This window comes from Micromonospora sp. WMMA1998 (assembly GCF_027497375.1).
In the GTDB taxonomy this organism is placed as follows: domain Bacteria; phylum Actinomycetota; class Actinomycetes; order Mycobacteriales; family Micromonosporaceae; genus Micromonospora; species Micromonospora sediminicola.
In genome coordinates this window covers 4,360,634-4,372,200 of sequence record NZ_CP114911.1, presented here as the reverse complement: position 1 = coordinate 4,372,200, position 11,567 = coordinate 4,360,634, and the positions used below count along the sequence as shown (strand labels likewise).

Below are 11,567 nucleotides of genomic sequence, written 5' to 3'. Positions count from 1 at the left end.
CCGCCCGGATCACGGCGGGAAGGGCCCGGGGCAGCATCGGAACCCGGTTCGAGAAATGGCTCCGAAACTTTCGGAGGTCGGCCCTCGAGCGCCACCCGTCGCTGCGCGGTTCGCATGCCCCGACACTGTCGGTCAGGTGACGTCCTGGCGCATCGGGACGATCACCGCCACCGCCGCGGCAGCCAGCGCGTACGCGGCCAGCAGCAGCGCTCCTCCGACCGGCGGGAGGAGGTGCACGGCGTCGCCGCCGACCTGGTCGGACATGGCGTCGGCGAGGTAGGTGAAGTCGGTCAGCGCGGCGGTCGCCCCACCGGGCAGGACCGGATAGAGCGCGCTGACCCCGGGGATCATCATGAGCACCGGCTCGCCGAGGTAGAGGTAGCCGACCACGACGGCAAGGGCGGCGACCTGGTTGCGCAGGAGCGCGCCCACGCCGACGCCGATGAGCAGGTAGACCGTCATCGCGATCCCGATCCGGGCGAGCAGCGCCAGCACGGTCGGCGCGGGCAGCCCGAGCGGTACACCACGGGCGGCCGTGACGGTGAACAGCGCCGCCGCGGCAGAGCCGGCGAGAACGATCCCGTAGGCGAGGCCGACGACCGCGTGGGTGGCGAGTTTGGCGGCGAGCACGCGCCCGCGGCGCGGCGCGAACAGAAACGTGACGGCGGCGGTGCCGTGCCGGTACTCGGACGTGACCGCGAGCGTGCCGACGGCGGCCGGCACGAACGCGGTGTAGCCGAGGATGCCGAGGACCGAGCGGAGGCCGACCTCGGTGTCCAGCCCGGGCATGGGCGGGTCGAAGTTCTCCGGGCCCACCAGCGCCATGAGGCCGACCAGTCCACCGCCGAGCAGTACGGCGGCGAGCAGCAGCCCGCGCCACATCCGGGTCGCCAGCAACCGGCGCGACTCCGCTCTGATCAGGGGGGTCATCGGGCGGCCACCGAGTCGCTGGTCAGGTCCAGGAAGAGGCGTTCGAGGTCGGCGTGCGCGGTGACCAGCTCGTGGACGCGGAGACGGTGGGCGGCCGCGAGGTCGGCGACGGCCGGCGCGTCCAGTCCGCGTACCCGCAGCTGTCCGGGCCCGGCGGGTTCGACGGCGCCGGCGGGCAGGGCAGCGGCGAGCGCATCGGCGTCGGGCGAGGTGACCAGCACGGTCGGCGGGCCGGCGAGCCGGGACAGCGGCCCGGCGGCGACGAGTTCACCCCGCCGCATCACCACCAGATCGTCGACGAGCTGCTGGACCTCGCTGAGCACGTGACTGGAGATCAGGACGGTGCGTCCCTCGTCGGCGAGTCGGCGCAGCAGGTCACGCAGCCACGACATGCCCGCCGGATCCAGCCCGTTGCCCGGTTCGTCGAGCAGCAGGACCCGGGGGTCGCCGAGCAGCGCGGTGGCGAGGTTGAGCCGCTGCCGCATGCCGGTGGAGAACCCACGGGTACGGCGGTCGGCGGCCCCGGTGAGGCCGAGCAGGTCCAGCAGCTCGGTGACCCGACCGTCCGGGCAGCCGCTCATCGCGGCGTAGACCCGCAGGTGGTCGCGGGCGGTGTGGCCGGGGTGGAAGGCGTTGGCGTCGAACATCGCGCCGACGGTGCGCGCCGGCTCGGCCAGTCGCGCGTAGGGCAGCCCGCCGATCGTGGCGGTGCCGCTGGTGGGTGACACCAGCCCGGTCATCATCCGCATGGTGGTGGTCTTGCCGGCGCCGTTCGGACCGAGGAATCCGGTCACCACGCCGGGCGCCACGGTGAACGTCAGGCCCCGCACGACGGTCGCGTCGCCGTAGCGCTTCGTCAGGCGCGACACCTCGATCGCCAGCCGTTCGCCGGTCACGGTCGCGCCGCCGTCCCACGCGCGATCGCGGCGGCGAGCGCCGGTGCGTCCGGAGTGGAGAGCACGACCTCGTCGAACTCGCCGCCGGCCGCCGCGCGGTCGAGCACGAGGTGCAACCCGGGTTCGCCGCGGCGAGCCACCACGAGCTGCCGGGGACCGCCGAACAGGCCCCAGACACCGATCTTGGCGAGGCCGGACACCACGAAGCCGCGCCGGGCGCCGCGGGCCAGCCGGACCGGTTCAGCCACCGGGGCGGCGTGCCGGACCGCGCCGACGGGCAGCACGAACCGCTCTCGCCCGGTCCAGACGCGCTCCCATCCGGTGAACCGGACGTCGATCATTTCGCCGGTGAGCACGACGGTGGCCATCAGCTGTCCCCCTTCGTCGGGTCGGAGTCGTTCGCCGACTCCGGTGCGTCTTCGGTGCCGGTCGGCGGCAGGTCGGCGGGCATGAGGACGGTCGCCAGCAGGCGCGGTTTCCGCCCGTCGCCGGGCCGGTTGCCGAGCAGCGGGCCGACCAGCGCGGTGAACCCGGCCGCGAACTCACCCAGCTCGGCGTCCGTCAGGTGGAGCACGATCTGCTGGTAGCCAGCGCCGTCCGCGGCGAGGTCCACCCGGTCCCGGGCCAGGTAGCGGGAGAACTCCGAGAGCAGGCTCGACACGAACGCGGTGAAGTAGCGCTCGTGGTCCTCGGGCGTGGCGGCGGCCAGGGCGTCGGCGTCGAGCGTGGCGCCGTGCGCGGGCAGCGCGTAGACCCGTTCGACGGCTCCGCGCACCCGGCGCCCCTCGACCACGTCGAGCAGCCCGGCCTTGACCAGCGTCGCCAGGTGCCGGTAGAGCGTGGCCTGCGGCACGTCGGGCAGCAGCTCGACCAGGTCGTGCGTGGTCAGCCGGGTGCCGGCGACCGCCCGCAGGATCCGGATCCGCACCGGATGCAGGGCCAGTTCGGCCCACCGCTCCCTCGACATCGCCATGGCCGAACGTTATCACTCTTGATAGTGATAACGGTAGGGTCAGGCCGAGTGGTGACGCAACAGCCGGGTGAGCAGCCGGGACAACTGCGCGCGCTCCTCCGGCGAGAGCGGCGCGAGCAGTTCGTCCTGCACCACCGCGAGCCGCGTCTCCAACCGCCGCAGCTGCCGCCGCCCGGCCGGGGTGATGGTGACGACGTTGCGGCGCCGGTCGGCCGGATCCGGCTCGCGGGTCACGTAGTCGCGGTCGGCGAGTTCGTTGAGCGCCGCGACCACGTCACTGACGTGGATGCCGCTGCGGCGGCCGAGTGCCGCCTGGCTGGCCGCCCCGAACTCGTCCAGCGTGGCGAGCAGGCGGAAGTGGTAACCGCGGGCGTCCACCGCGGCGAGCCCTTCGCTCACCATCCGTCCGGCGCGGACGGCGATCTGGCTGATCAGCCAACTCGGCAGGCCGGCCAGGCGGGCCGGCACGACGTCCTGATCCGGAGTGTCCATGTGAGCAGCCTAACCAGAAACGTTGGTGCGACCAACAAAGCGACCCCATACTGTTGGTCGCACAAACGTTAGGACGACCAACGAAAGGCAGATCATGATCGAGCCGTTCCGTGTCGACATCCCCCAGCGCGACCTCGACGACCTCGCCGACCGCCTGGCCCGGACCCGCTGGCCCGACGAGCTGCCGGACGCCGGCGCCGACTACGGCATCCCACTGGCCCGGGTACGCGAGCTGGCCGAGCACTGGCGCACCGGGTACGACTGGCGAGCGCACGAGGCCGAACTGAACCGGTACCCGCAGTTCACCACGGAGATCGACGGGCAGAACGTGCACTTCCTGCACGTCCGCTCCGCCGACCCGGACGCGCTGCCGCTGATCCTCACCCACGGCTGGCCCGGCTCGGTGGTGGAGTTCCTCGACGTGATCGGGCCGCTGTCCCGCCAGTTCCACGTGGTCGTCCCGTCGATCCCGGGCTTCGGCTTCTCCGGCCCCACCCGGGAACGCGGCTGGGACGTCACCCGCGTCGCCCGCGCCTGGGCCGAGCTGATGCGCCGGCTCGGCTACCGGCGGTACGGCGCCCAGGGCGGCGACTGGGGCTCGGTGATCTCCACCCGCCTGGGCGGGATCGCCCCGGACAACGTCGTCGGCGTGCACCTCACCTACCTGCCCACACCCCCACCGCCGGGCTGGACGGGCGAGGGCGACCTGTCCGAACAGGACCGGGGCCGGCTGGCCCGGATCCGGCACCTGATGACGCACCGGCACCCGCACCAGATGCTCTACACCGCACGCCCGCAGACCGTGTCGTACGCGCTGAACGACTCACCCGCCGGCCAACTCGCCTGGATCGCCGAGAAGTTCACCGAGTGGGCCGACCCGCGTTCCACCATCAGCGCGGACCGCATCCTCACCGACGTGTCGCTCTACTGGCTCACCGGCACCGCGGCGTCCTCGGCCCGACTGGTCCGGGAGAGCGCGCTCGGCGGACCGCCCGCGCCCTGCCCGCCGCCGGTGGGCGTCGCCGTCCTCCCGCACGACATCACCCAATCCGTCCGCCCGCTCGCCGTACTGACGTACCAGATCCGACACTGGAGCGAGTTCGACCGGGGAGGTCACTTCGCCGCCCTGGAGGTGCCGGACCTGTTCGTCGCGGACGTCCGCGCCTTCTTCGACGGCCTACGGTGAGCGCCCGGCAGGCCGGCCCGGGACCTCCCGGGCCGGCCGATCCCGCCGCTCAGGCCAGCGCGGCGGCGAACATCCCCGCCTCATACGCCCCGCCGCGCTGGTGCGCGATCACCGCGAACCGGTTCGCCGCGTTGATCAGCCCGACCAGGCAGACCAGCGCCGCGATCTGGTCGTCGTCGTAGTGCTCGCGCACCCGGGCCCAGGTCTCGTCGGACACCCCCTGGTGGGCGTCGGCGAGCCGGGTGCCCTCCTCGGCGAACGCCAGCGCCGCGCGCTCCGCCTCGGTGAAGACGGTCGACTCGCGCCAGGCGGCGACCAGGTGCAGCCGGACCGCGCTCTCCCCGGCGGCCGCCGCCTCCTTGACGTGCATGTCGATGCACCAGCCACAGCCGTTGATCTGGCTGGCCCGCAGCGACACCAACTCCTGGACGGCGTGCGGCAGCGGCGACTGCTGGACCACCAGGCCCGCGTTGGCGAACCGCTTCATGAACTTCGCCGCGGTCGCGTTCTCGAACAGGTTGATTCGGGTCTCCATCGTTCCGGCCTCTCTGCTGGGGTGGTGTCGGACGACCACGAGATGCCGGCCGCCGCGCCGGCGTGACAGCGTGGCCCGGTGACCACCGACACAGCGACGGGACGTCACACCGCGTCTTCGGCCGGCGTCTGGTGGGGAACGCAGCCGAGCAGCGAAGGAGCCAGCCATGGCGGACCCGGCCACCGAGGACTTCCTCGCCCACCGGAACCTGCTCTTCACCGTCGCGTACGAGATGCTCGGCTCGGCCGCCGACGCCGAGGACGTGGTGCAGGAGACCTGGCTGCGGTGGGCCGGCGTCGACCTCGACGAGGTCCGGGACCGGCGCGCCTACCTGGTGCGGATCACCACCCGCCAGGCGCTGTCCCGGCTGCGCGCGCTGGGCCGCCGCAGGGAGTCGTACGTCGGGTCCTGGCTGCCCGAGCCGCTGCTCACCACGCCCGACGTGGCCGACGACGTGGCCCTGGCCGACAGCGTGTCGATGGCGATGCTGCTCGTGCTGGAGACGCTCACCCCGACCGAGCGGGCCGTGTTCGTGCTGCGGGAGGTCTTCGACGTCGGCTACGACGAGATCGCCGCGACGGTCGACCGGAGCCCGGCCACGGTGCGGCAGATCGCCCACCGGGCCCGGGCCCACGTCGCGGCGCGCCGGCCCCGGCAGGCCGTTTCCGCGGCCGAGACCCGCGACGCGCTCGACGCGTTCCGGCGGGCGGTCGAGACGGGTGACCTCCGGTCGCTGCTCGCCGTGCTCGCCGAGGACGTGGTGCTGGTCGGCGACGGCGGCGGGATCAAGCAGGCGATCCCGCGCCCGGTCGTCGGCGTGGACAAGGTGGCCCGGCTGCTGGCCGGCGGCTGGGGCCGGGTCGCACCCGTGGCCTCGATGGAACCGGCGCAGGTCAACGGCTATCCGGCGCTCGTCGTCCGGCTCGACGGCGAGCTGGACACGGTCGTGGCGGTCCGCCTCGACGACGGCCGGATCAGCGGGCTCTACACGGTGCGCAACCCGGAGAAGCTGTCGCACATGAACCGGGAGAACACACTGCGCCGGTGAGCGGCGGGCCGTGCGACGATGCCCGGATGAGCAGCGACGTCCCGCCCGACGTGAGCGCCCTGGCCATCAACGTGACCGTCCCGGAGGCGTTGCGCTGGACCGACACCCGGCGCGGCGAGGAGTTCACGCTGACCACGCTCAACATCCGGCTGCTGCCGGACGGGAGCCTCGCGGCGAAGGCATACGGCCGGCCCACGGCGGGCGGGCGCGGCGCGTACGTGTCGTTCCGGGTGCCCGACCGGCCGGAGCTGGCCGCGCTGGTCGCGGCGGCGGCCGACCGGGCCGGCGCGCTCTGGGCCGCACACCGCGGTCTCGGCTGAGCCGCTCGCGCACGGCGAGCCGCCGGGCGACCGAGGCGGCGCGACGCGCAGGCCCCACGACGCGGCGGATCCGGGCGGACCGGTCAGCGGCGGACGCCGACGCCGCCGTAGCCGTGCGACACGGCGGCCCGGGGCTCGCCGTCCGGCCGCCAGTCGGCCAACCGGACCAGGCCGGGCTCGACCACGTCGTAGCCGTCGAGGAAGCGGGCCACCTCGGCGTGGGTGCGGGGCATCAGCGGCGCGCTGCTGCGCCGATAGACCGCCGTGCCGGCCCGGGCGGGCAGCGGCGGCGCGCCGTCCAGGGTCAGGTGGGAGACCGCGAGCACGCTGCCCGGCGCGGTGGCGTCCCGCAGTCGCGCCACGGCCGCCCACGGATCGTCCGCGTCCGGCACGAAGTGCAGCACCGCCACCAGCAGCAGCGCCACCGGCTCGGCAAGGTCGACGGTGGCGCGCAGCAGCGGGTCGGCGAGCATCTCGTCCGGCCGCCGCAGGTCGCCGCGCAGCACCACGGTGCGGCCGTCGGTGGGCAGCAGCCGCCGGGCGTACGCCACGGCCACCTCGTCGTGGTCGACGTAGACCACCCGGGCGTCGGGGGCGACCGCGCGGACCACCTCGTGCACGTTGCCCTGGGTGGGCAGGCCGGCCCCGACGTCGAGGAACTGGCGTATCCCCTGCTCGGCCGCCCAGCGCACGGCCCGGCGCAGGAACGCGCGGTTGGTCTGGGCCGCCACGCCGGTGTCCGGGAAGATCTTCAGGATCTCCTCGGCGGCGGCCCGGTCGGCGGCGAAGTTGTGGCAGCCACCCAGGTAGTAGTCGTACATCCGGGCGACATTGGGTCGCGTCTCGGCCTCCGTCACGCCCTGATGTCTAGCACTCTGGGCGACACACCGCTGACCCGACGTGTCCATGATCCGCTTGCCCACGCGGTTGACCTGGTACGACGGTGGGACCAGCCGATTCGAGGAGGTACCGATGACCGGTGGACGGAAGACCGTGGAGGTCGACCCGGTGGTGTTCCGCGCCGTCTACGACTCGCCCGCCTCGCTGCCGGGGCGGCACCGGTGGACCACGCCGGAGGCGGACGTACGGCGGCTGGAGAAGCTGCTGAACATCCCGGCGCGCAGCGTCGGCGCGCCGCTGTGGGTCAGCGGCGACGAGCCGGACTGCCCGAAGTGCGGGCGGCGGGTGACCTGGTACGACATCGTTTCCTCGGCGCTGCACGAGGTGCACGACCGGGCGATGATCGCCCGCGTGGTGCTCGGCGAGCGGAAGTACGTCAACACCGAGGTGCCGGAGGCGATCCCGGGTGTCCACTGTGCCGACTGCCGCACCCCGATCACCGGCCTGCGCAGCTTCAAGTGCCACAACTGGGCGTACGCGTTCGAGGCGCTGGAGGAGATCGTCGAGCGGATGTCCGGCGTGCCCGCTCAGTCGCCGCCCGCCGCCTCCTGAGCGCGCCGGGCGGGGCGACGGCCGGGTGGCGAGGACGGCTCGGGGCCGGGGTCCGGCACCGGCGGCATCGGGCGGGTGACCGGCGTGCCGCCGGTGACCCGCAGCCGCTCGCCGTGGTGCCACAACTCGACCGCGTCGTCGCCGCCGGCGTCGGGCAGCGCGTAGCCGGCCGTGTCCGGGGTGAGCGTGACCCGTAGCCGGTGCCCGTGCCAGCGCAGGTGGAACACCAGCCGGGTGATCCGGCGGGGCAGCCGCGGGTCGAAGGAGAGCACGCCCCGGTCGTCGCGCAGCCCGCCGAAGCCCTGCGCCACCACCAGCCACGCCCCGGCCAGGGACGCCAGGTGCAGCCCGTCGGCGGTCTTGTCGCCCAGGTCGGCCAGGTCCTGGAACGCCGTCTCGGCGAGCAGGTCGTATGCCAGGTCGAGGTGGCCGACCTCGGCGGCGAGGGTCGCCTGCGCGGACGCGGACAGCGACGAGTCCCGGACCGTGCGGGCCTCGTAGTAGGCCAGGTTGCGGGCCTTCTCCTCGGCGGTGAACTCGCCGGGGCAGCGCAGCATGGCCAGGACCAGGTCGGCCTGCTTGACCACCTGCCTGCGGTACAGCTCCAGGTAGGGGAAGTGCAGCAGCAGCGGGTAGTCGTCCTCGCCGGTGCCGGCGAAGTCCCACTCCGGCTGCTCGGTGAAGCCGGCCGACTGCTGGTGCACGCCGCGCTTGCCGTCGTACGGGACGTGGACCGCGTCGGCGGCGGCCCGCCAGCCGGCCACCTCGGCCGGGTCGACGCCGAGCCGGTCGGCCACCTCCGGGCACCGCCGGACGGCGTCGGCGGCGCCGCGCAGGTTCCGCCGGGCCATCAGGTTGGTGAAGACGTTGTCGTCGACCAGGGCCGAGTATTCGTCCGGGCCGGTGACGCCGGTCAGGTGGAAGGCGCCGGCGTCGTCCCAGTGGCCGTAGCCGTGCCACAGCCGCGCGGTCTCGACGAGCAGTTCGGCGCCGCACTCGGCGAGGAACGCGGTGTCCCCGGTGGCCGCGACGTAGCGCAGCACCGCATCCGCGATGTCCGCGTTGACGTGCAGGCCGGCGCTGCCGGCCGGCCAGTAGCCGGAGCACTCCCGGCCGCCGAGCGTCCGCCACGGGAAGGTCGCCCCGGTCAGCCGCAGCTCGGCCGCGCGCTCCCGGGCCTCGGGCAGGTGGGCGTGCCGCCACCGCAGCGCCGAGCGGGTCAGCTCCGGCGCCAGGTATGTCAGCACCGGCAGCACGTACCCCTCGGTGTCCCAGAGCACGTGCCCGTCGTAGCCGTTGCCGGTCAGGCCCTTCGCCGGGATGGTGCGGTCGCCGTCGGCGCGGCCGGACTGGATCAGGTGGAACACCCCGAAGCGGATCGCCTGCTCCAGCTCCGGGTCGCCGGCCAGCTCGACGTCGGCGGTGGCCCAGGCCGCGTCGAGGGCGGCCCGTTGCGCGTCGAGCAGGGCGTCGAAGCCGTCGGCCCGGGCCGCGTCCGCCTCCGCGACGACCAGGTCGGCCAGCTCGTCGGCCGGGGTGCCGTCCACGTCCGCGCACTCGTACGCGGCGAACTTGGTGACCCGGATCCGCTCACCCGGGCGCAGCGGCCCGGTGAGCGCCAGCCGGAACCGGTCATCGGTCAGCTCGGCGTCGGTGGCCGTGTCGTCGGGGGTCTCGACCCGGTGCGCGACCGCCACCGCGACCCGCTGGCCGCTGTGTCCGGTCCGGTGCACCAGCACGCCGTCGGTGCCGTCGTGCCGGCCGGTCTCGGCGGTGAGCGGGTCGTGGATCACCGAGGCCGCGCGGGGGTCGTCGGCGCGTTCCGGCACCCGCTCGTTGGCGAGCAGGTCGGAGCAGATCCGCACCGGGACCGGGCCGTCCAGCGGCTCGACCGTCCAGTCGACGGCCGCGACCGGCCGGCGGGGCAGCGAGACCAGCCGGGTGCTGACGACCCGGACGCCCCGGCCGCCCGGTGAGATCCACTCGGTCTCCCGGCGCACCACCCCGGCCCGCAGGTCCAGTTCCCGGTGGTGTCGCCGGATCGTGCCGGTGCGCAGGTCGAGTGGCTCCCCGTCGACCCAGAGCCGGACCAGCGCGGCGTTGGGGGCGCTGATCACGGTGTCGCTGCGTTCGGGGAAGGCGTACCCGCCCTCGGGGTAGCTCAGCTCGTGCTGCTCGTGGAACCCGTTGAGATAGCTGCCGGGCATGCCGTACGGCTGGCCCTCGTCGAGCGTGCCGCGCCAGCCCACCCAGCCGTTGGCCAGCGCGAACACCGACTCGGTCTCGCCGAGCCGGTCCAGGTCCGCGCTGGTGCGCCGGATGCGCCAACCGCCGTGCGACACGTGTCCTCCCGGGCTCGGTGCGTGGACCGCCACCGAACCAGACCCGGCTGAGAGGTGGCTGGGATCCCGGTACCCGCGGCGGGCCGCGCGGCCACCCGAGGGTGGCCGAGCACACGGCTCAGGTGGTGAGCACCAGCGTGACCGCGGTGGCCAGGACGAGGAACGGCCCGAACGGCAGGTGGGCCGACCAGCGGACCCGGCGGAGGACGAGCAGCACCACCCCGGCCACACCGGAGAGGGTCACCGCGAGGACCAGGCCGGCCACCAGCACCGGCCAGCCGTACCAGCCGAGCAGCGCGCCGGCGCCGAGCGCCAGCTTGGCGTCGCCGAGGCCGAAGCCGCGCCGCCCGAGCAGCAGGGTGGTCGCCGCGAAGCCGGCGCCGAGGGCCAGCCCGGCCGCGGTGGCCCGCAGCCACGGCGACGGACCGGGCCCGGCCAGCGCGGCCACCCCGAGAAGCGCCCAGGTGCCGGCCGCGGCGGGCCAGGTCAGGCGGTTCGGTAGGCGGTGGGCGGCGGCGTCCACGAGCGCCATCGGCACCGCCCAGCCGAGCCACCAGGCCAGGGCCAGGCGCGCCGCCGGCGGCCCGCCGGTCAGGGCGAGCACCGCCACGGCGGCCAGCAGCGCCACCTCCACCAGCGCGGGTGGGGCGCCGACCCGGGCCCGGCAGCCCGGGCAGCGGGCGGTGGGGCCGAGCGCCGGCAGCGGTCGGTCCAGGTTGATCGGGGTGCCGCAGGTGTCGCAGGCCGCGCGGTCGGGGGCGTCCGGCGGTACGGCGTAGCGGGCCACCGCCAGCCGGACCGGCGGCACGACCGTGAGGACGGCGAGCAGCCGGACGACCGGGCGGGACGGGACGGCCGCCGGGGCGGCGGGGTGCACCCGTTCGGTGGTCACATCCGTGCTCCCGTCCGGTCGCCGACCGTTCCACTCTGGAGCACGCAGAGTGATGTCCGGCCGGACATCGGCGGGCGGACGGCGGGACGAACCGTCTCCGGCGCGCCCCCCGCGCCACCGGGGCGACCTGTGCCGGCGGCGCCTCCCGGGCCGGCCGGAGCGGCAGGACGGATCGGACTCCCGGGTCGGAGCCCACCCATACCGGCGGCCCCCGCGTCGACCTCGGGGGAACCGGCGACGCGTGCGGGTGAGCGCACTCCCGCCGCCGGGAAGGCCGACGATCGCCCGCCCGTCACCGTCCGGCCATCCACCGGTCGCCACCACCCGTCTTCACTCACCGTGTTCACGTGAATTGCCTCTGTTGCATCGGCTGACGTCAGCCTATGCTCGCCCCTTGGGTACGACGCAACCCCCCGATCAATAGGCGTCGGAGGCCGACCGAAGACATCAGTTCCCCATTCTTGAAGATCAGCACAGGTAAATGCACGCGGTGGCGGTCGA

Annotated in this window: 13 protein-coding genes; 4 read left to right on the top strand and 9 right to left on the bottom strand. The window is 74.3% G+C overall.

Annotated features, from left to right (window positions below):
- Nucleotides 1-132: 132 nt before the first annotated feature.
- Genes O7600_RS19970 through O7600_RS19950 form a run of 5 tightly spaced genes read right to left on the bottom strand, consistent with a single transcriptional unit; the run spans nt 133 to nt 3,291 of the window.
- Entirely contained in the window at nt 133-930 is a 798-nt protein-coding gene (locus tag O7600_RS19970) for an ABC transporter permease subunit (RefSeq protein ID WP_281589507.1), read from the bottom strand.
- Nucleotides 927-1,826 carry an ATP-binding cassette domain-containing protein gene (locus O7600_RS19965; RefSeq protein ID WP_281589505.1) on the bottom strand — a complete coding sequence of 300 codons (900 nt, stop codon included), beginning with the start codon at nt 1,824-1,826 and terminating at the stop codon, nt 927-929. Before O7600_RS19965 ends, O7600_RS19970 begins: the two co-directional genes overlap by 4 nt.
- Entirely contained in the window at nt 1,823-2,194 is a 372-nt protein-coding gene (locus tag O7600_RS19960; protein ID WP_281589503.1) for a hypothetical protein, read from the bottom strand. Before O7600_RS19960 ends, O7600_RS19965 begins: the two co-directional genes overlap by 4 nt.
- Nucleotides 2,194-2,799, bottom strand: coding sequence for a helix-turn-helix domain-containing protein (locus O7600_RS19955; RefSeq protein WP_281589500.1), 606 nt, complete (start codon nt 2,797-2,799; stop codon nt 2,194-2,196). Before O7600_RS19955 ends, O7600_RS19960 begins: the two co-directional genes overlap by 1 nt.
- Before the next feature lie 39 nt (nt 2,800-2,838).
- Entirely contained in the window at nt 2,839-3,291 is a 453-nt protein-coding gene (locus O7600_RS19950) for a MarR family transcriptional regulator (protein ID WP_281589498.1), read from the bottom strand.
- Between the two features lie 94 nt (nt 3,292-3,385).
- On the opposite strand from O7600_RS19950, the gene O7600_RS19945 reads away from it, so the two are divergent.
- Entirely contained in the window at nt 3,386-4,477 is a 1,092-nt protein-coding gene (locus O7600_RS19945) for an epoxide hydrolase (RefSeq protein WP_281589496.1), read from the top strand.
- Nucleotides 4,478-4,526: 49 nt separating this feature from the next.
- On the opposite strand, the gene O7600_RS19940 is transcribed toward O7600_RS19945, so the two are convergent.
- Complete coding sequence (locus O7600_RS19940; protein ID WP_281589494.1) at nt 4,527-5,012, bottom strand: carboxymuconolactone decarboxylase family protein; 486 nt, start codon at nt 5,010-5,012, stop codon at nt 4,527-4,529.
- A gap of 166 nt (nt 5,013-5,178) precedes the next feature.
- Between O7600_RS19940 and O7600_RS19935 the strand changes: the two genes are divergently transcribed.
- Both O7600_RS19935 and O7600_RS19930 read left to right on the top strand, forming a co-directional pair.
- A complete protein-coding gene (locus O7600_RS19935; RefSeq protein WP_281589492.1) occupies nt 5,179-6,060 on the top strand; it encodes an RNA polymerase sigma-70 factor in 882 nt (293 codons plus the stop codon).
- 26 nt (nt 6,061-6,086) lie between these two features.
- The gene (locus O7600_RS19930; protein WP_281589490.1) at nt 6,087-6,380 is read left to right on the top strand and encodes a hypothetical protein; all 294 of its coding nucleotides are present in this window, start codon (nt 6,087-6,089) and stop codon (nt 6,378-6,380) included.
- An 83-nt stretch (nt 6,381-6,463) separates the two neighbouring features.
- On the opposite strand, the gene O7600_RS19925 is transcribed toward O7600_RS19930, so the two are convergent.
- The gene (locus O7600_RS19925; protein WP_281589488.1) at nt 6,464-7,237 is read right to left on the bottom strand and encodes an SAM-dependent methyltransferase; all 774 of its coding nucleotides are present in this window, start codon (nt 7,235-7,237) and stop codon (nt 6,464-6,466) included.
- A 115-nt stretch (nt 7,238-7,352) separates the two neighbouring features.
- Between O7600_RS19925 and O7600_RS19920 the strand changes: the two genes are divergently transcribed.
- Nucleotides 7,353-7,832, top strand: coding sequence for a hypothetical protein (locus O7600_RS19920; RefSeq protein WP_098746131.1), 480 nt, complete (start codon nt 7,353-7,355; stop codon nt 7,830-7,832).
- Here O7600_RS19920 and O7600_RS19915 read toward each other — a convergent pair.
- Nucleotides 7,808-10,174 (bottom strand): glycosyl hydrolase family 65 protein, encoded by a 2,367-nt coding sequence (locus O7600_RS19915; protein WP_281589484.1) that lies wholly within the window; start codon nt 10,172-10,174, stop codon nt 7,808-7,810. The genes O7600_RS19920 and O7600_RS19915 overlap by 25 nt on opposite strands.
- A 118-nt stretch (nt 10,175-10,292) precedes the next feature.
- Nucleotides 10,293-11,051, bottom strand: coding sequence for a prepilin peptidase (locus O7600_RS19910; protein ID WP_281594211.1), 759 nt, complete (start codon nt 11,049-11,051; stop codon nt 10,293-10,295).
- Nucleotides 11,052-11,567 lie beyond the last annotated feature (516 nt).